At 42.4% G+C, this 24,151-nt stretch carries 21 protein-coding genes; 10 read left to right on the forward strand and 11 right to left on the reverse strand.

The genetic code is table 11. From position 1 onward, the window contains the following. A partial coding sequence (locus FTU46_RS03000; RefSeq protein ID WP_180104313.1) for a DUF4573 domain-containing protein occupies nt 1-3,000 on the forward strand: 3,000 nt, incomplete at its 5' end. Between the two features lie 60 nt (nt 3,001-3,060). Here FTU46_RS03000 and FTU46_RS03005 read toward each other — a convergent pair. Together FTU46_RS03005 and FTU46_RS03010 are read right to left on the reverse strand one after the other, a co-directional pair. Next, the gene (locus FTU46_RS03005) at nt 3,061-3,654 is read right to left on the reverse strand and encodes a nucleoside triphosphate pyrophosphatase (protein ID WP_180017681.1); all 594 of its coding nucleotides are present in this window, start codon (nt 3,652-3,654) and stop codon (nt 3,061-3,063) included. Then, entirely contained in the window at nt 3,654-4,037 is a 384-nt protein-coding gene (locus FTU46_RS03010; protein WP_034170328.1) for a DUF2237 family protein, read from the reverse strand. Before FTU46_RS03010 ends, FTU46_RS03005 begins: the two co-directional genes overlap by 1 nt. 141 nt (nt 4,038-4,178) lie before the next feature. On the opposite strand from FTU46_RS03010, the gene FTU46_RS03015 reads away from it, so the two are divergent. The 4 genes from FTU46_RS03015 (at nt 4,179) to FTU46_RS03030 (ending at nt 7,892) form a co-directional block, all read left to right on the forward strand. Further along, on the forward strand, nt 4,179-5,366 hold the full coding sequence (locus FTU46_RS03015) for a phosphoglycerate kinase (protein ID WP_034702596.1): 1,188 nt from the start codon (nt 4,179-4,181) through the stop codon (nt 5,364-5,366). A 149-nt stretch (nt 5,367-5,515) separates the two neighbouring features. After that, complete coding sequence (locus FTU46_RS03020) at nt 5,516-5,794, forward strand: hypothetical protein (protein ID WP_180104314.1); 279 nt, start codon at nt 5,516-5,518, stop codon at nt 5,792-5,794. 120 nt (nt 5,795-5,914) lie between these two features. Further along, nucleotides 5,915-6,952, forward strand: a complete 1,038-nt coding sequence (fba, locus tag FTU46_RS03025) for a class II fructose-bisphosphate aldolase (protein WP_104426189.1) — start codon at nt 5,915-5,917, stop codon at nt 6,950-6,952. Between the two features lie 85 nt (nt 6,953-7,037). Further along, complete coding sequence (locus tag FTU46_RS03030; RefSeq protein WP_179992319.1) at nt 7,038-7,892, forward strand: DMT family transporter; 855 nt, start codon at nt 7,038-7,040, stop codon at nt 7,890-7,892. Here FTU46_RS03030 and FTU46_RS03035 read toward each other — a convergent pair. Next, nucleotides 7,855-8,082: a hypothetical protein gene (locus FTU46_RS03035; RefSeq protein ID WP_004786112.1), complete on the reverse strand. Its 228-nt coding sequence runs from the start codon at nt 8,080-8,082 to the stop codon at nt 7,855-7,857. The genes FTU46_RS03030 and FTU46_RS03035 overlap by 38 nt on opposite strands. A gap of 107 nt (nt 8,083-8,189) precedes the next feature. Then, a complete protein-coding gene (gene nfsB, locus FTU46_RS03040; RefSeq protein WP_166136614.1) occupies nt 8,190-8,843 on the reverse strand; it encodes an oxygen-insensitive NAD(P)H nitroreductase in 654 nt (217 codons plus the stop codon). Nucleotides 8,844-9,088: 245 nt separating this feature from the next. Here nfsB and hpaI point away from each other — a divergent pair, with 245 nt between their 5' ends. Both hpaI and FTU46_RS03050 read left to right on the forward strand, forming a co-directional pair. After that, nucleotides 9,089-9,883 (forward strand): 4-hydroxy-2-oxoheptanedioate aldolase, encoded by a 795-nt coding sequence (gene hpaI, locus FTU46_RS03045; RefSeq protein WP_180025439.1) that lies wholly within the window; start codon nt 9,089-9,091, stop codon nt 9,881-9,883. 652 nt (nt 9,884-10,535) lie between these two features. Beyond that, nucleotides 10,536-10,754: a hypothetical protein gene (locus FTU46_RS03050; RefSeq protein WP_004786100.1), complete on the forward strand. Its 219-nt coding sequence runs from the start codon at nt 10,536-10,538 to the stop codon at nt 10,752-10,754. Between the two features lie 37 nt (nt 10,755-10,791). On the opposite strand, the gene FTU46_RS03055 is transcribed toward FTU46_RS03050, so the two are convergent. Beyond that, entirely contained in the window at nt 10,792-11,517 is a 726-nt protein-coding gene (locus FTU46_RS03055; protein ID WP_179992321.1) for a UDP-2,3-diacylglucosamine diphosphatase, read from the reverse strand. 154 nt (nt 11,518-11,671) lie between these two features. After that, a complete protein-coding gene (locus FTU46_RS03060) occupies nt 11,672-12,181 on the reverse strand; it encodes a peptidylprolyl isomerase (RefSeq protein ID WP_004786097.1) in 510 nt (169 codons plus the stop codon). A gap of 430 nt (nt 12,182-12,611) precedes the next feature. Here FTU46_RS03060 and FTU46_RS03065 point away from each other — a divergent pair, with 430 nt between their 5' ends. Further along, a complete protein-coding gene (locus FTU46_RS03065) occupies nt 12,612-14,339 on the forward strand; it encodes a glutamine--tRNA ligase/YqeY domain fusion protein (protein WP_179992322.1) in 1,728 nt (575 codons plus the stop codon). A 66-nt stretch (nt 14,340-14,405) separates the two neighbouring features. Further along, nucleotides 14,406-15,317 (forward strand): bestrophin family protein, encoded by a 912-nt coding sequence (locus FTU46_RS03070; protein ID WP_166136623.1) that lies wholly within the window; start codon nt 14,406-14,408, stop codon nt 15,315-15,317. A gap of 117 nt (nt 15,318-15,434) precedes the next feature. On the opposite strand, the gene FTU46_RS03075 is transcribed toward FTU46_RS03070, so the two are convergent. From FTU46_RS03075 to putA, 4 genes are all read right to left on the reverse strand, one after another. Beyond that, on the reverse strand, nt 15,435-15,998 hold the full coding sequence (locus FTU46_RS03075; RefSeq protein WP_125278319.1) for a lecithin retinol acyltransferase family protein: 564 nt from the start codon (nt 15,996-15,998) through the stop codon (nt 15,435-15,437). 381 nt (nt 15,999-16,379) lie between these two features. Then, complete coding sequence (locus FTU46_RS03080; RefSeq protein WP_004786091.1) at nt 16,380-16,604, reverse strand: hypothetical protein; 225 nt, start codon at nt 16,602-16,604, stop codon at nt 16,380-16,382. A 241-nt stretch (nt 16,605-16,845) separates the two neighbouring features. After that, nucleotides 16,846-17,928 (reverse strand): tRNA (uridine(54)-C5)-methyltransferase TrmA, encoded by a 1,083-nt coding sequence (gene trmA, locus FTU46_RS03085; RefSeq protein WP_179992323.1) that lies wholly within the window; start codon nt 17,926-17,928, stop codon nt 16,846-16,848. Nucleotides 17,929-18,107: 179 nt separating this feature from the next. After that, the gene (putA, locus tag FTU46_RS03090; protein WP_180104315.1) at nt 18,108-21,860 is read right to left on the reverse strand and encodes a trifunctional transcriptional regulator/proline dehydrogenase/L-glutamate gamma-semialdehyde dehydrogenase; all 3,753 of its coding nucleotides are present in this window, start codon (nt 21,858-21,860) and stop codon (nt 18,108-18,110) included. Nucleotides 21,861-21,978: 118 nt separating this feature from the next. Here putA and FTU46_RS03095 point away from each other — a divergent pair, with 118 nt between their 5' ends. Next, nucleotides 21,979-22,476, forward strand: coding sequence for an Lrp/AsnC ligand binding domain-containing protein (locus FTU46_RS03095; protein WP_004786082.1), 498 nt, complete (start codon nt 21,979-21,981; stop codon nt 22,474-22,476). 54 nt (nt 22,477-22,530) lie between these two features. Here FTU46_RS03095 and putP read toward each other — a convergent pair whose 3' ends face one another. Beyond that, nucleotides 22,531-24,045, reverse strand: coding sequence for a sodium/proline symporter PutP (gene putP / locus FTU46_RS03100; protein ID WP_180104316.1), 1,515 nt, complete (start codon nt 24,043-24,045; stop codon nt 22,531-22,533). Nucleotides 24,046-24,151: the final 106 nt, after the last annotated feature.

A 24,151-nucleotide genomic window follows, 5' to 3' on the forward strand; every position in this document is an offset into this window, starting at 1 on the left:
GATCCTGTTGATCCTGTTGATCCTGTTGATCCTGTTGATCCTGTTGATCCTGTTGATCCTGTTGATCCTGTTGATCCTGTTGATCCTGTTGATCCTGTTGATCCTGTTGATCCTGTTGATCCTGTTGATCCTGTTGATCCTGTTGATCCTGTTGACCCGGTCGATCCTGTAGATCCTGTAGATCCTGTAGATCCTGTAGATCCTGTTGATCCGGTCGATCCAGTAGATCCGGTTGATCCAGTTAACCCGGTCGATCCTATTGACCCGGTTGATCCAATTGATCCTGTTGATCCTGTTGATCCTGTTGATCCTGTTGATCCTGTTGATCCTGTTGATCCTGTAGATCCTGTAGATCCTGTTGATCCCGTTGATCCGATTGATCTAAGTTTAGAGATTTGCCTTTCATTAGAAAGTGGGTATCAACAGCGTCCAGTTATTACTGGTCAAACCAATGCCCAAGATGGAAGTGAAATTGTTATTGTTATCAGGGATTCAGCAGATTCAGTACAAATTTTAATAACCACAGCTCAAAACGGTGTGTTTGAAGCACAAGTGCCAGATATTCTTGCAGATGGCCAGTATTGTGTTGAAGCCAGCGTGACAGAAATTGAAAGTGTACGTACTGCCAGTACAAAATCAGCAGCCGAAGTTTATGCTGTAAGTGTAAAGTTGAATCCCTTAGAGGATGACTTTGATCAATATCCGGCTATCAGTGGTACTACTTCATTAGCTGATGGCACCCCAATTACAGTTGTAGTGACAGATGCTGATAAAAATGTGCAAACACTTGAAGCGATAGCAAATAATGGTTGTTTTGCAGTAGTGGTACCGGTTGCATTGGCAGATGGGCAATATAGCGTACAAGTCAGCGTGACTGAACCTAGTAGTAACCGTACTAGTTGCTCATATACAGAAGCCATTGTAGATAACTTAAATGTATGCCTTGAAGAGCCGGAAAAAAGCGCTGAGCAATACCCGATTTTAAGTGGCTATTCAAATGCGTTAGCCGGTAGTGTAGTTACACTTAAAATAAGTGATGGATCTGGAAATATTCAGAGTCTCACCACGTGTGTGGATGAAGCTGGTCATTTCTGTATTCAGGTTCCGCAAGCACTTAATATTGGTCAATATATAGTACTCGCTACAGTGGTAGATCACAAAACTCAGCGTCAGGCGGATACCCTAACATCGGCAACCATTTGGGTATTACCGTTAGCAGAAGTTTCAATTGAGCCTATTGCTTTGCTGAAAGATCCAGAAATTACGACTTCAGTAAAAATTAAAGGAAGTATTTCGGGTTCCGCAGGTAGTGAACCTGTCAAAGTTGAAGTGAAAGTCGCTGGGAAAATCTATGAAGCTGTTATTGATGAGGCAGATAATTCATGGAGTGTGGATGTTACAGCAGGACATTTGCGTATGGATACACAGGTGGAAGTGATTGGTATCGTTAAAGATATTCAGTCTCAATTAGAAAGCCTGCCGTCTTATCCTGTAATTGGAACCATTCCTGTTGAAATTACCTCGGCACAGATTGTGGTTGGTGGTGATGGAGATGATGATATTGTCGGAGGAAGTTCTGAAGATATCCTGGTGGGTGATTTAGGTGGGGTACAAACTTATACTGAAGCCGGTAAAAACTACAATATCGCCATGTTAATTGACCTGTCTGGCAGTATGGCAGATACCATTAGATATAATGGAAAATACATTACCTATGCACAAATGGTGCAAGAAGTGCTCAAACATTTTAGTTCCATTTTAGCCAAGCATGATGGTCTGATTAATTTCAAGATCATGACTTTTAGTTCTACAGATTCTAGGGGGAATAACTATTCAGGCAATCGAAAATCTATCGAAATTTCTGCTCAGAATTTAAAAGATCCGAGCTTATTGCCTAATTTAGAGCTTTGGATAAAGAATCAAATTGTTGCAACGTCAGGGACATTCTTCACTCCATCATCAGGTGGTACAGACTATAATGAAGCGTTCAAGCAGGCAACGGACTGGTTTAATAGCGCAAATATCAAAAATTCAGGCTATGAAAACCAGACTTATTTTATTACGGATGGTGATCCAACAGACAACGTACAAAATAATAAAGCAAACTTTGCAAAGTTAGATCAACTCTCAAAAGTGTTTGCAGCAGGTATTCTTCATCCGAAAGAAGAAACACTTAAGCTATATGACAATACCAATGAACAAGGGGAGAAAGTTGCTATCGGTGAAGGCTCGGTTGCTGTACTGAAAACTCCGCAAGAATTGATGGCTTATATTATTGGAGAGCAACTGGTTACTCAGCTCAATCCGATGGGTCATGACAATATTCATGCAGGTGCCGGTGCTGATGTCATCTTTGCGGACACGATCAATACGGATCACCTAACTTGGGATGAACGTATTTCTCCGCAAGGTTCTGGTTATATTGTGATTGAAGAATACCTGAAATCACAAAAACCTGTAGGTGAGGTATTAACCCAGCAAGAAGTCTATACCTACCTCAAAAAACACTTTAGAGACTTTATCAAGGAAAATGATACCCATGGCGGTAATGATATTATCAAGGCGGGCAGTGGTGATGACATTATTATCGCGGGTGCGGGGAATGACACCATTTATGCTGATCAGGGTAATGACCTGATTTCTTCAGGCTTAGGTGTGGATACTCTGGTCTACGAAGTACTAGATGCAGCGGATGCAACTGCCGGTCATGGTGTAGATACCTGGATCGATTTTAATTTAGCAGGTTCAGGGCAAGACTCTAACTTGCTGGATGTTGATGTTATCCAGTTTGATAAAGAGTTCTTTGATGGTTTGCTGTCTGACCTAAGTAATATCAATGATTATATTACAGTTGAGGATATAGACGGTCATGCAGTGATTCGTGTTGACCGAGATGGATCAGAATCAGAATTTCAGTGCACAGATTTACTGATTCTGGAAAATCAGCAAGGACTCACTTTGCAGCAGCTTTTGTCTGAAAATCAGCTAATTATTGGTTAAGTATTATCATGATTTAAAAAAGCAGTCTTGGGACTGCTTTTTTATTACTTCTTTAAAGGATTAAGGAACTAAAATTTTTAGCTCACGCAGAATATTGCATAGCTGAATCATCGGCATACCCATCAGGGTAGTTTGATCCTGCCCGATCATGGTTTCAAACAGGCTAATCCCAAGACTTTCGCATTTAAAACTACCGGCACAATGCAAGGGCTGTTCGATTTCTACATAACGCTCAATTTCCGCTTGAGACAGTTTGCGAAATTTGACTTTATAATGTTCTACCAGCGTACGTTCAAAACCGGTAGATTTCTGCTGAACGCTGAGCGCCGTACTGAAATACACAATCTTGTCCGAATTGGCCTGCAGCTGGCGAATGGCCTTTTCTATTGTTAAAGGCTTACCCATAAAGATATCTGGTGCGCCTTCACGCCAGGCTACCTGATCAGAACCGATCACAATTGCATCAGGATGTTGCTCAGCGACATGACGAGATTTTTCAAAAGCCAGGCGTTTGGCTAATTCATCCGCATGATTTTCACCTTGGGGTGATTCATCTATGTCCGGGACGACCGATACGTAATCAAGACGTAGACGGTTCATCAGTTCTTTACGGGTCTGGCTTGAAGAAGCCAAGATGATTTTTGCGGTATTCATTAGACAGCGTATTCTTCTAAAATATGGAGAGGAACGTAAGCAAGGACAGCTTTGTGACAGGCTTGCAGCTTGATCGGTGGCGCTTGTCCAGCTTCATAAGCTTCTACCCAGCGTGTAACGCAGATACACCAGAAATCACCAGGTTGCAGTCCAGGAAATCCCAGTTCTGGTAACGGTGTAATCAGGTCATTGCCCACTTTCTGGGAAAAATTCAGAAATTCAGAAGTCATCTGTGCACAGACAGTGTGCTGTCCCAGATCGGTAGGTGCGGTATGGCAAAAGCCATTACGGAAATACCCAGTAATGGGATCAAAACAACAGCTTGCCAAAGGCTCGCCCAGAACATTAAGACGGTTAAGATTAGGATCAGGATGTATCGACATAGGTACTGAATCTGGAAGAAGCTTTTTTCTATCATAACAAAACTTTGGCATTCATAATGTTTTCTGCAAAAGATGCTAACCTTTTTCTGCATAATCATTTAAAATCGCCTCGTTTTTAATATCTATAAAGAGAGCTCTACAATGAACTTTCAGCGTATGACTGACCTTGACCTGACGGGTAAACGTGTTCTGATCCGTGAAGATTTAAATGTACCGGTTAAAAATGGTGTAATCACTAGCGATGCGCGTCTACGTGCTGCATTACCAACAATTAAAGCTGCAGTAGAAAAGGGCGCGGCTGTCATGGTGTATTCACACCTTGGTCGTCCAGTTGAAGGTGAGCCGAAGGCTGAACAGTCTCTTGCGCCTGTAGCAGCTTATCTGACTGAAGCATTGGGTCAGGAAGTAAAACTTTTCACAGACTATCTGGATGGTGTTGAAGTTCAGCCGGGTCAAGTGGTTTTACTGGAAAACTGCCGTTTCAACGTAGGTGAAAAGAAAAACAATCCTGAACTTGCAGCAAAATATGCAGCGCTTTGTGACGTATTCGTGATGGATGCATTTGGTACTGCACACCGTGCAGAAGCATCAACTGAAGGTGTCGCTCGTTTAGCTAAAGTAGCAGCAGCAGGTCCTTTATTGGCAGCTGAGCTAGATGCTCTTGGCCGTGCATTGAAAACGCCTGAAAAACCAATGGTTGCGATCGTTGCGGGTTCTAAAGTTTCTACCAAGCTTGATGTTTTGACTTCATTGTCTGATATCTGTGATCAATTGATCGTCGGTGGTGGTATCGCAAATACGTTCCTTGCAGCTGCTGGTTACAATGTAGGTAAATCACTGTGTGAAAATGACCTGATCGATACAGCGAAAGCAATTGCAGCAAAAGTTTCAGTTCCGCTTCCAACTGATGTTGTGGTTGCTGATGCATCTGAAATCAATTTTGATGACTTCCTGGGTTCATTAGCTGCAGCGAAAGCGACTGTGAAGAAAGTTGAAGATGTTGCAGACAATGACATGATCCTTGACGTGGGTCCAGAAACTGCAAAAGCATTTGCTGAAATCCTGAAAACGTCTAAAACAATCCTTTGGAATGGTCCAGTCGGCGTATTCGAAGTAGATCAGTTCGGTGAAGGTACTAAAGCACTGTCTTTAGCAATTGCTGAATCTGAAGGCTTCTCGATTGCTGGTGGTGGCGATACTTTAGCTGCAATCGACAAATACGAAGTTGCTGACAAAATTGGCTACATCTCGACTGGTGGCGGTGCATTCCTTGAATTCGTTGAAGGCAAAACACTTCCTGCAGTTGCGGTATTGTTAGAACGTGCTTAATCGCATGTCCTAATGTAAAAAGCTGGCTTGATGCCAGCTTTTTTATTTTTATCGCTTATTTATTCCAGATCTGTTCATCACTGATTCATTAAAGTGCAATAAAGCTGTCATAAGATGCAGACAATAGAGTATGAAGATGAGATCTTTTGATGAAACAGCACCTCACTTTAGCTGCATTGCTGGCAGCATCTTTTATTTTTACTGCCTGTACCCAGCAGGAAAATACACCGGCAGAGAACGTAGAAAATACAACAGCTGTAAATGAAGAGAGCATTAGTCCGGAACAGCAAGGCGCAATTGATGCGATTGATAAACCGGTTCTGGATGAAAAAAATACAGATGTTCCGGCTGAAATTGCCAATGCACCTGCAGATGCCGCAACTGTAGATCAATCTGTATCAGGTGCTTCTGAGCCTATGACACCTTAACTCAGACTATGCAAGTAAAAATCCCTGCTTTTGCAGGGATTTTTTATAAAATATTGTATTTTTTGGCTGTATTGCAATAGTTGAACATGTAGAATATGGCCCATTACCTGGGAGGATATTATGGCTCTTATTTCGATGCGCCAGCTCTTGGATCACGCCGGCGAACATGCTTACGGCGTACCAGCGTTTAACGTAAACAACTTAGAACAAATGCGCGCAATCATGCTCGCAGCAGATGCAACGAATTCACCTGTGATCGTGCAGGCATCTGCAGGTGCTCGCAAATATGCAGGTGCACCATTCTTACGTCACCTTATCTTGGCTGCAGTTGAAGAATGGCCACATATTCCAGTGGTAATGCACCAGGATCATGGTACTAGCCCTGACGTATGTCAACGTTCAATCCAGTTAGGCTTTACTTCAGTTATGATGGACGGTTCACTGGGTGAAGATGGTAAAACACCAACTTCATACGAATACAACGTTGATGTGACTCGCCGTACTGTACAAATGGCACATGCATGTGGCGTTTCAGTAGAAGGTGAAATCGGCTGTCTGGGTAGCCTTGAAACAGGTATGGCAGGCGAAGAAGATGGTGTAGGCGCTGAAGGCGTACTTGACCATTCTCAACTGCTAACTTCAGTTGAAGAAGCTCGTCAATTCGTTGCAGATACCAATGTTGACGCATTAGCCATTGCTGTGGGTACTTCTCACGGTGCATACAAGTTTACTCGTCCACCTACAGGCGATATTCTTGCAATTGACCGCATTAAAGAAATTCATGAAGCACTGCCAAATACTCACCTTGTAATGCACGGTTCAAGCTCTGTGCCACAAGAATGGCTGGCTGTGATTAATCAGTATGGCGGCGACATCAAAGAAACTTATGGTGTTCCTGTTGAGCAACTGGTTGAAGCGATCAAACACGGTGTTCGTAAAATCAACATCGATACTGACTTGCGTTTAGCGTCTACAGGTGCAATGCGCCGTATGATGGCTGAAAAACCAAGCGAATTCGATCCGCGTAAATTCTTCAGCGCAACTGTAGATGCAATGAAGCAAATCTGTATCGACCGTTATGAAGCATTTGGTACTGCAGGTAATGCAGACAAGATTCGCCCAATCTCTTTAGAGAAAATGGTTGAGCGTTATAAATAATTCCTTGTGAATAATTTATAAGAAGAGCCCACAGCGAATGTGGGCTTTTTTATATTTAAATAAAGATGAAGAATAAGAGCAGCATATGGAACTGATTTTTATTGCAGCATTATGTAGTGTTGCAGTCTCGATACTCTTAAAAATTGCTAAAAATAGAGGCTTGAGCCCCATCCACATGATTAGCTGGAATTATGTTACAGCCAGCGTATTGTGTTTTTTCTGGTTCAAGCCAGACATCCAGCATATTTCCATGAGTCAGACTCCATGGCTACTGATTCTGGCGCTTGGCGTTTTATTGCCGAGCGTATTTCTATTTCTGGCCAAGTCATTACAGACAGCAGGAATCTTAAAAACTGAAATTGCCCAGCGATTATCGGTTGTACTATCACTGGCCGCTGCTTATTTCATTTTTCAGGAACAATTTAACCAGCTCAAGATGCTGGGTATTGTCTTAGGCATAAGTTCCGTACTGTGCATTCTATTCTCACACCGTCAGGCATCAGAAAGCTCCAGGCAGGGAATGTTTTTTCTGGGTCTGGTGTGGTTTGGTTATGCACTGATTGATGTCTTGTTGAAATATACCACCAGCCTTGGTCTACAATTTGCTGTGGCACTGAACTTGATGTTTATCTGCGCCATGATTCTGTCGATGATCTATCTGCTGCTGCAATATCGTCATCTGGGTTCTGGCAAGGATATTGGTTTCGGTCTGTTATTGGGTGCGTTGAACTTTGCCAATATTGCTTTTTACGTCAAAGCACACATGATGCTCAAAGATACGCCAGCGATTGTATTTGCGGGCATGAATATTCTGGTGGTGATTTTTGGTGTGATTGCAGGATTGTTCATCTTTAAAGAACGACTCAAACCTGCAAGTGTGATCGGGTTGATTCTAGGTGTGATTAGTGTTGTTTGCCTAGCATATGCAATGTCTGTTTAACATAGGAAGATGCAAATTCAAGCGGATAACGTAACAGGTCTTCTTTTTCAGCCCGTCCAAGCAATAAGCCTGCCTGTTTGCAGTCTGGACAATGCGGATAACGATGCTGGGCATTAGCATAGTGATGTAAATAGATCTTATCGCAGTGTTTGCATTCGAATTTTAAAGAGCTGGATGGTAAAACAGACATGGGTACCTCTAATTGTTATTCTAGTTGGATGTTTGGAGAATAAAGCAAAAATTAGGCCCGAATTGACAAGAAAAGGGGCACTAGACCCCTTTTATACCATAAAATGCTTACAGTTTGGTGAAAATATCTTCAGCTTGCAGACGAGATTTAGGCAATTTGGCATTGAAATCATTTTCACTGCGATAACCTAAAGTAAGCAGTACTGATGGAATCAGGCCTTGTTCAGCTAACTGTAATTCCTCACTCAGAATGTCTTCATCAAAACCACCGATCGGTGTGGCATCAATACCTTCACTTCCTGCAGCCAGTAAGATCTGTCCCAATGCAATAAAGGTCTGGTTTTCTGCCCAGCGCTGAATATCGCCTTTTTCATTACGATAATAATGTACATAGCCGGTACGGGTATTCTTTTGACCTTCTTTGGCGCTCTCATCTTTAAAACGACCACTGAGATCATCACGATTTAACAGATTGTCCAGATGTAACTCGTCAATATCGGCTTTGGTACAAAATAAAATGGTATGTGAAGAGTCCAGCACTTTGGGAGCATTGTAGGCATAAGTTCCAACTAGTGCTTTGGCAATACGCTGTTTAGCGGCATCATTGTCGGCAATAAAAAAATGCCAGGGCTGGATATTAATCGAAGATGGCGTCAGGCGTAAGATTTCTAATAAACGTTCAAATTGTTCTGCTGGAACCTTCTTGTTAGGGTCATAAGCTTTAGTGGTATAACGGGTTTGAGCGATCTTGAGTAAATCCATTGATGGACTCCAATCTTTTGATAAGGCGTTTAGAAATATGCTTTAGGCATCTAGATTTTTCTGATCAAAAGATTATTACAATAAAAACATCATCGGCAAAGTTTATATTTATATAATCTTGAGTGAAATTTTATGAAAAACTAAGAGTTAAATCAGATAAAAAGCAAGCTTTTGTATATTGGCAGTTTCTGGTAACAGGAGTTTAATAAGGACTTCAGGCAATAGCATGCAAGATAGGTGGGCCGATGCAATATACCAATTACTTTAAACGTAAATTAAAGACGCAGCAGCAAATTGGCTTGTGGGTCGGACTGGCTGACGCGTATGGAACAGAAATTGCGGCAAATGCAGGCTATGACTGGCTCTTGATTGATGGCGAGCATGCCCCAAGCGATTTAAGAACAACGCTCTCTCAATTACAGAGTATCGCTGCTTATCCATCTCAAGCTGTAGTACGCCCACCAATCGGCAGTGTACAACTGATCAAGCAGTTACTGGATATTGGCGCACAGACCTTATTGATTCCTATGGTAGAAACTGTGGAGCAGGCCGAATTAATGGTCAAAGCAGTCCGTTATCCACCGGAAGGAATTCGTGGTGTGGGTGCTGCGCTGGCACGTGCGACACGCTGGAACAGTATCCCGAATTATTATCAGACTGCTCATGAAAATATCTGTTTGTTAATTCAGATTGAATCGGTGACAGGTCTGGAAAATCTGGATGAAATCCTCAAGATTGAGGGGATTGATGGTGTATTTATTGGGGCGGTAGATCTTTCAGCGACTATGGGTTATCAGGGGAATCCGAACCATCCTGAAGTACAAAAAGCAGTAGTAGACGCTATTCAGCGGATTCGTGCATCAGGTAAGGCTGCTGGGATTTTATCGACGCAGCATGAAGCTACCCAGAAATATTTGGACATTGGAACTGAGTTCGTTGCAGTAGGGGTTGATACCAGTGTTCTGATGAATTCGCTTCGTGAACTTTTGGCGAAATATAAACCTGATGCTGAAGTCATCAAGTCAGAAGGCGGTTATTGATTATAAAAATATCAGAGAGTCGTAAATTGTGGTTTCTCAATATTGATTACTTACATAGAAGATATTTTATAAAAGCTCTGATTTGTCAGAGCTTTTTTATTTACTTTAGCTATAGTAGTTTAAAAAATAAGATGGGTGGGATTGTAAAATGAAACCAGAAGAAATTGATATATTTTTTGAGCAGCAAAAACAGATCCATGAGCAAAAAAACAACAACGTTATCATTTAGGGCAACGTATCTTATTCGTCTTTAATGCTGACTTATACATTGCTTAGTGGATATCTGGCAGTTTTAAACTTTCTTGATTCAGGTGATTTGATCTCTGGCTTTAGTATCATGATGTTGATCGGTTTGTTTTATATGTTGAAATACTTCTTTACTGGACATTCAGATAGGCGAAAAAGCATCTGAAAAATACTACTCTTGACATATGTCATTACAATGTAATTTTGCTATTTGGTCAAAAAAGAGTTATAAGATAATTACTTTAAAGCGAATACTGTTTTCGCTGGTTTATTTTTAGCTGATTGTGATACACGAAAGACAGGTTTTCCTGTTAAAAAAACTCTAGCAAACCCAGAAATAAGATTTATTTTTAGTCTATAGCTCTCCTTGTTTAATCACAAAAAGCTCATATTATGAGTGAATATTTTGAAAAATTTAAATACATGGTCTATCGCGACCGCCATTAATGGTTGTGAAATTCAAGTCAAAGTTGTACCAATGCAACGTCAGCAAAATACCATCAATGGTATGATTATGGTCAATGTGGGCAAGATGATTGAACTTGAAAATGGTGAACAATATCCATTTAATCTGGATGGTAAAAGTTTCTATACTGGTTTTAACCAGTTATACCGTTTAAGTTAAATAAAATATAAAAAGCAACTGCTCGCAGTTGCTTTTTTTATGGGTAATACCAGATTTTTAGCTGAATGTTATGAATATCAATATCCGAGCTGCCCAGCTCTAAAATCTCAGCATAATCAGCTTTCCAATCTCCTAAAACAACTCTTTTTTTACCATTTACATCATGGATTGCAGCGCGGTGAGTATGTCCATGAATCAGCACATCTGCTTCTTTGAGTGCTGCTTCTACCGCAGATGGGTTTACATCCATAACCTCATAGCTTTTCAATTGCTGTGCTTCATGGCTTTTCTTGCGGAAACCGTTGGCGAGTCTGGCTCGAAAGCTAAGAGGCATTTTTCTTAAAAAACCTAACATCCAGGGATGACGGATGATTTTTCTGAAACGTTGATAGGACACATCATCGGTACAGAGTGCATCGCCATGTTCGATCCGGTATCGGATCGAACCGATATTTAAACTGGTCATTTCAGGTAAAAGCTGTCCGGAAAATTGATCCAGAAAATCTTGGCCTAAGGCAAAGTCACGGTTACCGATGAGAAAATAGATCTGATTGCCGGCCTGGTTAAACTGTTTTAAAGCACTGACGATTTCATCCAGCCAGGGAGCAGTGTAGTCATCTCCAATCCAGGCATTGAACCAGTCGCCCAAAATATACAGTTGGGTATTTTTATGCTGATAAGCTGCTAATAAATCTAAAAACCCCCGAACGAGTCGAGGGTGATCAGGTGACAAATGTAAATCTGAGATAAACAGATAGGTCACGAATCTTTTCCTTATTTTTTAATCCCTCCCGACCTCCCTTTCTTGCGTTTCGTTTTAAAAGCAGTGCTTTAAAACTTACTCAGGGAGGAGAAAAACCATCTTTAAAAATGGTGGTTCCCTCCTTTATTAAAGGAGGATTAGGGAGGATTTAAAATTACTCAGAAATGATTTTTGCAGATTCGATCACAACGTTCTCTAGAGGAACGTCAGCGTGGTAGCCACGGTTGCCAGTGCGAACACCTTTGATTGCATCAACAACATCCATGCCTTCAACTACTTTACCAAATACGGCATAACCCCAACCTTGTGCAGTTTTGCCAGTATGGTTAAGGAAAGAGTTGTTTTTCACGTTAATGAAGAATTGAGCAGAAGCAGAGTGAGGTGCTTGAGTACGTGCCATTGCAATGGTGCCTACATCGTTGCTTAAACCGTTGTCAGCTTCGTTTTCAATCGCATCACGTGTTGCTTTTTCTTTGAAGTTTTCATCCATGCCGCCGCCCTGGATCATGAAACCATCAATAACGCGGTGGAAAATTACGCCGTCATAAAAACCGTCACGTACATATTGCAAGAAGTTAGCTACTGTTTTAGGTGCTTTTTCAGCGTTTAATTCAAGAACAATACGACCTTTATTGGTGTTTAATTCGACTTGAGGAAAACTCATTGTGTAATCTCCTAATCATGGACTAATGCCATGGTTTTTTCTGAATGAAGGAAGCATAAGCAAACTACAATCGACAAGGCAAGCAAAAACATAATTTTCTTTGTTAAAAACATAAAAATCGTATCTTATTTATGCATTGATTTACAAAGTCATTTCTTCGAGATCATGCGTCTTCATAAAGCTTGTCTGACCCTAAGAGCATGCACTGATCTGCTGGCTCAGTCAAAAGCGGATATTTTACGATTTGGTAAGCTATTGTATTTTCCAATTTGAAAATGAACGAATTGAAATCAAATACCTAAGTTAACGGTTGAGAGATCATTCACCTATAGTTAAACTAAAGAACCTTTATTTAGTGAATACAGTTAGACCGCGTGAGCTACTGCATATTCATTAATCCCTTTTTAACTTTAGAAGTGAATGATTAATCATGAAGCCAAATGATGTTGTGACGTCTCTGCCCGACAACCCGACCCAAAATAAGAATGCAGTCGATTCAGTGCAGCAGCAGGAACAACAACCAGGCTTAGACTTTGTACGTCAGGTGATTACTGACGATCTAGCAGCTGGTCGTACCCAGCAAGTGGTCACCCGTTTCCCGCCTGAACCAAATGGTTATTTGCATATTGGTCATGTAAAAGCGATCTGCCTGAACTTTGGTATTGCTGAAGAATTTGGTGGCCTGTGCAACCTGCGTTTTGATGATACCAACCCCGATGCAGAAGAGCAGGAATATGTGGATGGTATTGCCAATGATGTGAAATGGCTGGGCTTCCAGTGGAATGGTGAACCACGCTATGCATCAAGCTATTTTGATCAGTTATATGCATGGGCAATTCAACTGATTGAACAGGGCGATGCCTATGTGGATCTGCAAACTCCGGAAGAGATCAAGCTAAACCGCGGTAACTTTGTAGAGCCAGGTAAAAACTCGCCACAACGCGATGCGACTGTGGAAGAAAACCTTGAGCGTTTCGAGAAAATGCGTACTGGTGAATATGCTGAAGGCGAAGCGGTATTGCGTGCCAAGATAGATATGAACTCACCAAATGTGCATATGCGTGATCCAATCCTGTATCGTATTCTGCATTCTGCGCATCACCAAACTGGCGATAAATGGAAAATTTATCCAATGTACGACTATGCGCATCCATTATCAGATGCGATTGAAGGCATTACGCATTCACTTTGTACACTGGAATTCCAGGATCACCGTCCATTCTACGACTGGGTGGTGGAAAAAGTTAAATCGCCATCAGTTCCACGTCAATACGAATCTAGCCGTCTGAATGTTGATTACACCATCACTTCTAAACGTAAGCTGCGTAAGCTGGTTGAAGGCGGTTATGTCAATGGGTGGGATGATCCACGTATGCCGACAGTTGTCGGTATGCGCCGTCGCGGTTTCACGCCTGAAGGTCTACGTGATTTCTGTAAGCGTGTAGGTGTGTCTAAAGTCGATGGCAGTATCGTTGATGTAGCAATGCTTGAATATTGCATCCGTCAATCTTTAGAAAATACTGCAGCTCGCGGTATGGCAGTATTGAATCCACTGAAAGTGACTTTAACCAATTTGCCAGCGGATATGGATCTGACTCATTCACGTCATCCAAACGTAGATATGGGCGAACGTATTATTCCGCTCACTTCAGAAATCTATATCGACCATAAAGACTTTGAAGAAGAGCCACCTAAAGGCTTCAAACGCCTAATCCCGGGTGGTGAAGTGCGTCTTCGTCATGCTTATGTCATCAAATGTGATGAAGTGATTAAAGATGCGAACGGTGAAGTGGTTGAATTGAAATGCTCAATCGATCCTGAAACTTTAGGTAAAAATCCTGAAGGCCGTAAAGTAAAAGGTGTAGTTCACTGGGTATCTGCAACCAAAGGTATTCCTGCCGAAGTTCGCATTTACGATCGTCTGTTCACTGAATCTGATCCAGAAACTGGGGATGACTTCCTGGCGAATCTGAACCCTGAATCATTGAAAGTGGTTCAAGCAGTTATTGAGCCTGCGCTGGCTGAGGCAAAACCGGAAGATCGTTTCCAGTTTGAACGTGAAGGCTATTTCGTAGCGGATCAATATGATCATACCAGCGACAAACCAGTGTTCAACCGTATTCTAGATTTGAAAGACAGCTTTAAACCTGGCAAATAATTTAAGCGAAATCCCTAAAAAGCCCAACTCCGGTTGGGCTTTTTCAATCGTGGCAGGAAAGAATGAATGATTGTTCGTGATAAAAGTAATAGCTTTAGTCTGCTGTTTGCATGGCATGGCACAATTTTGCCTAAAGTTCTGCCTGCCTTGGGGCTGGTAATTTTTCTTTCAGGCTTGCTGGTCTATCTGCGTCAGGCGCATTTTTTTAGCTTTCCTGCAGTGCCGGCCATAGGCTTTACCATCTTCGGGGTGATTCTGTCGATTTTTCTCAGCTTTCGTAACACCGCCTGTTATGACCGTTGGTGGGAAGGGCGCAAGCTGTGGGGAGCGCTGATTGCTACGACACGTCATTTATGCCGTGATAGCTATGTCCTTGATGATCAGTCACGTGAAATCCTGTTGTATCGAATGATGCTGTTTACTCATTTATTACGTGACCGTTTGAGACAGAAGCAGCAAAGTATTCAGCATTACCAGGCCCACACTAATTTTGAAGTTGCTGCATTTGATCAATTGCCCACGCATATCAATGCATCACAATGGGTACTGGAACAAATCCAGAAAGATTTGGTTCTGCTCTATAAACAAGGCAAGATTACAGACATTATTTATAACAATCTGAATCAGCATACAGTGGCTTTAGGCGATATACAGGCGGGTTGTGACCGGATCCTGTCGACGCCATTACCATTTTCCTATTCGGTGCTGTTGCATCGTGCTGTTTATTCTTTCTGTTTTATCCTGCCATTTAGTCTGGAAGCCAGTCTTGGTTTATGGACTCCGATTCTAGTCGGCCTGATTGCCTATATGCTGTTAGGGTTAGATGAACTGAGTGCGGAACTGGAAGAGCCTTTTGGATTTCAGGATAATGATCTGCCTTTAGACTCAATTGTAAGATTGATCGAACGTGAAACCCTGAGTTCTTTAGGACAAGAATTACCTGAAGCGATTAAAGCTAAAAAAGCTTATTTAACTTAGGTTTAAACTGATTTTATTGAAAAGCTAATCATTAAATAAATTAAATGAAAATCATCTTATTTTTAAATTATTTTTGAGTGGCTGGCTTAAAAATTTTAAAAGCAAGAAACTATGACCCTAGCGATGTTTTAAATGATTGCCAAGATCTGGGCTATTGTTTTTAACCTGCTCATGTAGCTCACGATATTGCTCTAAACGTTGTTTGGCCTTGTCACGTAGCTTTTTCTTGATATAGAGAGCTAGAGCGAAACAGGTGGTCGTCAAGGTCAGGAAAAGGCTATTCATAAAGCTCATCATGGAGCTGATATAACCGATCGTCGTCAGGCGATTCATCATCTGAATGACTTGTGGGCTGCTTTCTACACCAGTGATTGCCCAGGTACAGAGATGCTCACAATTATTAATAATCAGGTGATAGTTATTTTCATGCATTCTGGAACGCATACGGCGAACCACTTTACGGCCTTTATATTTTGCTGAAGCATAATACTGGATCTGAATCGGTTTGCCATTGCTGAATTTCTCAATTGAGGTGATTTCAATTGGATGCTTCTTAAATAAATGTGCAAAACCAGAATAGTGGATGACACGACCACGCCCGGCATAAATCCCGTGATGAGTATAACCGAAATGTTTAACCATAAGATGCGCACCTATGGGAAACCGTTTAGTTCGCTGCATGTAAAGATTAAGCCATTTAATAACAAGTGTATTTTAAACAGCAAGTGTACTGTTTTTTTGTGAATTAATCGATGTTTTAGGGTTCAATTCTATCCAGAATTCGTTGTCTAGACAGTCATCTTTAAATTTTTCGAACTTTATAAATGCTGTATGTGAACTGATTGGATAGATCTAAAATTATAATGTTTAAATAGCCTAAGTAAATATGAAAAGTCATTTATCTGCATATTTGAAAAGAAATAAAGATATAGACACTTAGGTTTAGATAGAAGGAGTAGGTTCCACCTGATTAAAAGCAAAGAAGGGTAGGCAAAAATCCAAATGATAGATATAAAAAAAGCATTTGCGTATGCAAATGCTTTTTATCAAGACCTAAGCTGCTTATTGCAGCGGCAGGTGCTGAAGTTCATTGAGTTCTTTACGGCTGTAACCGCGAGAAGCTAGAACTTTTTTGATTCCGATAATGATATCTTCATCAGTTGCTTTAGACAGTGCTTCAAGGAGCTGTTCATTTGTCTTGCAAGAGCAATCATTTTCAACACAAGCAATCTGGTTCTTGTGTTCATTTTGTTGTTCATCTGAAAACAACTTCTGCCAGAAACTCATAGAGCCTTCATACACAACCTAACATAGGGTGAAATATATCCAATTTAATAAATAAAGCAATAGGACCTATGTGATAAAAGCAGCAGTCAGTATTTCAAATTTTCGATTGGAGATAAGATTTTGAACGATATTATTTGATTGAAACAAGATAATTCATGCATAAGTTACTAATTTTATGTATAAAAATGGAGCTAACAAAAGCTCCATTTATGTAACAAAAAAATAAATTGAAACAATATTTTTAGCGTTTTTCCAGCAGTACGCCTGACTCTACATGGTGGGTATAAGGAAACTGATCGAACAAGGCAAACTTGGTAATTTTATGGGTTTGGGACAATTGTTTCAGATTGTCGTGTAATGTGTCCGGATTGCAAGAAATGTAGATGATTCGTTCAAAGCGCTGTAGCAGTTTCAGTGTTTCATCATCGATCCCTGCACGTGGGGGATCGACGAATACCGTATCGAAGTCATAAGTTGACAGGTCAATATTGGCTTCTTGCAGACGGCGGAAAGTACGTTCACCATTAAAAGCTTGCGTAAATTCTTCAGCAGATAGACGTGCTACCTGAATATTGTCGATACCGTTCTGCTCGATATTCCATTCAGCCGCATACACAGATGACTTGGCCAATTCAGTTGCCAATGCACGACGGAAACGGGTAGACAATGGCAGGGTAAAGTTACCATTGCCACAATACAGCTCTAACAGATCTTTGTCAGATTGCTGCGCGGCATTACATGCCCATTCCAGCATTTTCTGGCAGACTTGCGCATTCGGCTGGGTGAAGCTGCTTTCGATCTGTTTGTACTGATATTTACGGTCAAATACAGTGAGTTCTTCTACGACAAACTCATCGCTCAAGACAAATTTCTGGCCACGGCTACGACCAATCAGCTTGATCTTCAATTTTTCAGCCAGTGCTTTAGCTGCAGGTTCCCAGCTTTCATCCAGTTTACGGTGATAGATCAGGGAAACCAGTACTTCACCTTTTAGTGTTGCTAGAAAGTGGACTTCAAATAGGCGGTGGCCTAGAGTTGCATCGGCTTTGAAGGCTTCTAGCAATTGCGGCATTAAGTCATTAATACTGCGGTCAGCCACAGGGAATTCATCAATACGGATCACTTTCTTGTTATTGTTCTGATCACGTTCAAACATGGCATAGAACAGGTCATCTTCAGTATGCCAGATCCGGAATTCAGCACGCATGCGATAGTACTGTTCAGGCGACTCAAATACTTCAAGGGCAGGTGGTTGATATTCGGCAAATTGCACGCTAATGCGTTCAACTTTGACATCCAGTTGTTGCTGATAAGATGAGGTCATATGCAGTAAAAAATCGCAAATATTTTGAAAGCCAAGATGGTAGCAAAAATTTGCTGTTCTGCCTAAGGCTATTCAGGGAAACAGGCTGGAAAAGCTGTTAAAAAAAGGCCAAATCTTCAAAGGGGAGAGATTTGACCATAAGAGGAAAGGGATTAAAATAATTTAAGTACTAAAGCTGTTTATAGGCCTGACATGGTCATGAGACTAGCATTACCACCTGCAGCTGCGGTATTGATACTGATTGCATGTTCAATCACGAAACGCTCCACTGGAATCTCATAATTTCCAGAGCTTAAATGCGTGATACCTACAATAGCTCCTTGTCGTCTTGTAATACGTTGCTGCAAATCCATCAATGCAGTGGTCTCGCCATGATGCAGTACAGCCTCAAAATCACCTGATTCAATATCTTTGATAACTTTAATAGCTTTCACCACACTCGCGGGCATGCTTTGCAGATACTTGAGTATAAAAGTATTGTCTGCGAGTACGGCCGGGCGGCTACCAACCGATAAGATCGCCAAGATTTGCTGAATCTGATCCATATCATTTTCTGCTAGAGAGAGCACACTCTCACGCGGCAAGATCATGTACTGGTTTTCTTCACCCGTTGGACCTTGCAGGCTAAAGCTATGTCCCGTTGCAATCTGAGCAGGAGCTTGCAAAGAAACCCGTGGAAAAGTCTTGCTTACCCAATCCTTAAAATCTTGCGACACCGGATTTTTAAGTAGTGCCTGAGCAGACTGCATCGCATAAGGCTGAGCCAGTTTCTTCTCAGACACCTGATGCATTAAACGGTAGATATAAAGTGGACCACCGGCTTTCGGACCAGTCCCAGACAGACCTTCACCACCAAAGGGCTGTACACCCACCACAGCACCGACAATATTTCGGTTGATATACAAGTTCCCGACATGTGCTTTTGAAATTACAGTCTGCATGGTTTCATCGATCCGGGTATGTAGGCCCATAGTCAGGCCATATCCTTTGCTGTTGATCTGATCTAGTAGTTGTGGCAGCTCGCCGGCTTTATAGCTAATCAGATGTAGTACTGGACCAAAGATTTCACGCTCAAGATCATTTAAATTCGGCAGTTCAATCAAGGTCGGTGGAATAAAAGTCCCTTGAGCCAGATCAGAAGCATCTTGATTAAACATCAGCTGATGAACTTGATGACCTTTACTGCGCATCTGATCAATATGTTTCTGGATATTCTGCTGTGCTTCGGCATCAATCACTGGACCAATATCGGTTTTGAGTAGAACCGGATTGCCGACACGTAGCTGTTGCATGGCTCCTTGTAGCATCTTACGCACAGTATCCAGATTGTCTTCCTGCACACAGAGTACACGCAGGGCAGAACAGCGCTGACCAGCACTATCAAAAGCTGAGTTAACTACATCCAGCACAACCTGTTCGGTGAGCGCTGATGAATCTACGATCATGGCATTCTGACCACCAGTTTCGGCAATTAAAGTGACGCTTTCGCCAAACTGATTCAGTCGTTCTGCTACGGTCTTCTGTAGAATTTTTGCTACTTCAGTAGAACCGGTAAACATGATGCCTTGGATGCGTGAATCTTGGCTGAGTTGAGCTCCAATGGTTTCACCACGACCCGGTAATAATTGCAGTACATCTTGTGGAATACCCGCTTCCCAGAGAATCTGCACAGCTTGAGCGGCAATCAACGGAGTCTGTTCAGCAGGTTTTGCGATGACTGTATTGCCAGCAACCAATGCCGCCGAAATCTGTCCGGTAAAGATCGCTAACGGGAAGTTCCAAGGACTAATGCAGAGTACAGTTCCTAAAGGCTGAATATGTACATCATTAGACAGGTCCAGCATCTGGCCAGCATAATAGCGCAGGAAATCAATTGCTTCACGGACTTCAGAAATTGCATTGGTATAAGTTTTACCGGCTTCACGAGATAGTAGAACCATCAGTGGTAACAGACGTTCCTGCATCAGGTCAGCGGCTTTATTGAGACAGGCAGCACGTTCATTCTTTGGCAAGTTGCTCCAGAAACTTTGTGCATTTACGGCCTGAGTCAGGGCTATTTCAGCCTGTTCAGTCGTTGCTTCATATACAGTACCCACCACATCTTGATGCTGGGCTGGGTTGATAATCTGTACAGGATGACTGTTAATTTCTGAGAAAGCAGTACCCATTGCAGCAGCCTGGAATTGGCTATTCGCCAAGTCAGTTGCAACTTCATTTAAGGCTTGCAGGTCTGCGTCATTGGCCAGATCCAAACCGGACGAATTTGATCGTAAAGTACCATATAAATCTTTTGGGTAAGGGATTTGCGGATGTTTAGCACCTAAGGCATTTTCCTGTTGAGCTGCTTTTAAAATGGTTTGACGCGGATTCTCAATCAGGTCTTCGACTTTTAAATTCTTGTCGGCAATGCGATTCACGAAAGAGGTATTCGCGCCATTTTCCAGTAGTCGACGCACTAGATAAGCTAACAGGGTTTCATGGTTACCGACCGGCGCATAGATCCGGCATGGAACACCGAGTTTTCCAGCAGCTTTGTCACCCACCACATTTTCGTATAGTGGTTCACCCATGCCATGCAGACACTGGAATTCATATTGACCAGCATAATAACGTTCTGGATTAGCGAGCTGATAAATCGTGGCAACGGTCTGCGCATTATGTGTCGCAAATTGCGGGTAAATATAGTCCGGCTCTGCCAGTAGTTTACGTGCGCAGGCAATATAGGATAGGTCAGTATGCACTTTACGGGTAAATACCGGATAATCAGACATACCTTCGATCTGGGCTTTCTTGATCTCGCTATCCCAATACGCACCTTTCACCAGACGAATCATCAGGCGTTTCTGGCTGCGTTTAGCCAGATCAATGATGTAATCCACGACATAGAAGCAGCGTTTCTGGTAGGCCTGAATCACAAAACCAATGCCTTTCCAGTTATTGAGTTCAGGTTCAAAACAAAGACGTTCTAAAAGCTCTAAGGAAATTTCCAGACGCTCAGTTTCTTCGGCATCAATATTCAGGCCGATATTATAGTTTTTCGCCAGAACTGCCAGATTCAGTACCTTGCTATACAGTTCATCATTGACGCGGTCCATTTGCGAGCGCTGATAACGTGGATGCAGTGCAGACAGTTTGATGGAAATACCGGGACCGTTATAAACATCCTTATCTGTTGATGCCTTGCCGATAGCATGAATGGCGTCTTGATAGTCCTGATAATAACGCTCCGCATCTGGATCGGTCAGCGCTGCTTCACCAAGCATGTCATAAGAATATTGGAAACCTTTATCTTCTAGTCGTTCTGCATTTTTCAGGGCTTCATCAATGGTTTCGCCAGTGACAAACTGCTCACCCATCATGCGCATTGCGACGTCCACCGCTTTACGGATGATGCCACGGCCACTACGTGCTAAAAGACCGGTTAATAAACTCGACAGGCTTTTCTGCTGTGGAGTTTCCATCAGCTTTCCAGTGAGCATTAACCCCCAAGCCGCAGCATTCACAAACATCAGCTGGCTTTGACCAAGGTGTTCTTTCCAGTTGCCCTGATTGATTTTGTCGCGGATCAGTAAGTCACGGGTTGCTGTATCTGGAATACGTAGTAAGGCTTCTGCCAGACACATCAAGGCAATCCCTTCCTGAGAAGAGAGCGAAAATTCCTGAAGCAGTCCTTGTACGATACCGGCTTTACCGCCTGAGCCTTTACGCTCGCGCAGGGAATGTGCCAGATCAAAAGCCAGGCACTGAATTTTATCTGTCAGTTCTGAAGAAATTTCACTATGTTCCAGCAGCGTTTCCATGCACTCGGACTCGGCACGTCGCCATGCGGTATTGATGCGCTGTTCATATTGGTTTTTATCCTTAAATTCAGCAATGTAATTCGATTGCTTCACTGCATTCGAGTGCGAATTCGGGCGTATTGTGGTGGACATAGTGACTTCCTGTACTGCGTCAATCGGTTCTTTGAGTTGAATGAGTTTTAATCTATAATCCCAAAATAATTGACGAATATCTCACTATAGTTTGTATCATTTTTAGAGAATAATTCTAATGAATAGCCCATATTTAAGCCTTGACCGAATAGATATTCGCATCCTTGATTTGCTGCAGTCTGAATCGAAAATTTCCAATATTAAACTGGCAGAGATGGTGAATCTTTCACCAACTGCGGTACTGGCGCGTGTACAAAAACTGACTAAGGAGGGATTTATTCTCGGTTATGAAGCGCGACTTAATCCAATTATGCTGAATAACGGTTTTGTGGTCTTTGTCGAAATTCTGCTGGATAAAACCACACCGAATGTGTTGGAAGAATTTTCCGAGGCGGTACAGCATATTCCCGATATCGTGGAATGTCATATGATTAGTGGCGGTTTTGATTTTGTGGTGAAAATCCGCTGTGCCAATATGGATGAATTCCGAAAAATCTCCGGTGATATTTTGTGGCAATTACCGGGGGTAAAAGAAACCCGTAGTTATCCAGTAATGGAAGTGATCAAGGAAACCCAGCAGATCAAGCTGAAAATGCCGGCTAAAGCTAAGGTATAAATTCAGACAAAACAAAAGGGACACGAAGTCCCTTTTTAATTTGAAATAGAAAGATTATTTATTCATTTCAGCCATTTCTTTCTGATATTCGGCTTTTGCCAGTTCAAAACGATTGACGACATCGTGGTTTGGCGCTTTATCCAATAGGCTCACAATCACGATACTTAGCGCTGCCAGAATAAAGCCCGGGATGATCTCGTACAGACTAGTATCACCCATATAATTTTTCCAGGCAATTACAGTCACGGCGCCCATCACCATTCCGACAATCGCGCCGTTGAGGGTCATACGTTTCCAGAACAGTGAGAAAATGATCAAAGGACCAAAGGCAGCGCCAAAGCCAGCCCAGGCATAAGCCACCAGACCCAGAACTTTACTGTTTGGATTGATGGCCAATGAAATTGCAATCAAGGCAATCACAATCACCATGCCACGACCGACCCAGATCAGTTCTTTTTGCGAAGCATTTTTACGTAGGAAACCCTTATATAAATCTTCAGTCAGGGTAGTCGAGCAGACCAGTAACTGGCAGCTCAATGTACTCATAATCGCAGCCAGAATTGCCGCTAATATGATGCCTGCAATCCAAGGGTTAAACAGGATTTTGGTCAATTCCATAAACACGGTTTCAGGATTCTGGTTGACGATTGCAGCAGCAGGAAGGTCAGGATTTGCTGCAAAATAAGCAATCCCGATATAGCCCGCCGACATTGCACCCACCAGACACAGAATCATCCAGGTCATGCCGATCCGGCGTGCAGTAGGAATAGTTTTGACCGAATCTGCCGCCATAAAGCGCACCAGAATATGTGGCTGACCAAAATAGCCTAAGCCCCAAGCCAAGCTAGAAATAATCGCGACAAAACTTAGGCCTTCCAGCATATTGGATGCATGTGGACGGGCAGTTTCCAGTAGGGTGCCCACCTGTTGAGCGTTATCACCCAATGCCAGATAGGTAATGATGGGTGTAATAAGCAACGCAAAGATCATTAAGCCAGCCTGAAAGGTATCGGTCCAACTGATTGCCAGGAAGCCGCCAATACACACATACAGAATCGTGGCCACTGCACCGAGCCAAAGTGCTGTCGTGTAATCCCAGCCAAACAGGCTTTCGAACAGACGCGCACCTGCGACCATACCGGAAGCACAGTAAATTGCAAAGAACACCAGAATCACAATGGCTGATAGTAAGCGTAAGATTCGTTTCTTATCCGCAAAACGGCTGGTGAAATAATCAGGCAGGGTCAGAGCATTGTTCTGAAATTCAGTATGGGCACGCAGACGGCCAGCTACCAGTAACCAGTTCAGCCAGGCGCCAATAATCAGGCCAATCGCAATCCAGACTTCTGACAGACCGGAAAAATAGATGGCTCCGGGTAAGCCCATCAGCAGCCAGCCACTCATGTCGGATGCACCTGCGGAAAGCGCAGTCACTATACTGCCCAGACTTCGCCCACCCAGAATATATTCATCAAAATTGGACGTCGCACGATAGGCATATAAACCGATCCCAATCATGGCGACGATATAAAACATAAAAGTAATCAGTGTTGGGTTAAGCGAGCTCATAGGCAGAGTATCCTTAAATTTTAAACATCATCATCCGGGATGATTTTTGAACTGCATTCACAGGGCAGTGATTCAAACATGGTTTAAAAATTACACTCTGTAACAG

The organism is Acinetobacter sp. YH12108, assembly GCF_013419055.1.
In the GTDB taxonomy this organism is placed as follows: Bacteria; Pseudomonadota; Gammaproteobacteria; order Pseudomonadales; family Moraxellaceae; genus Acinetobacter.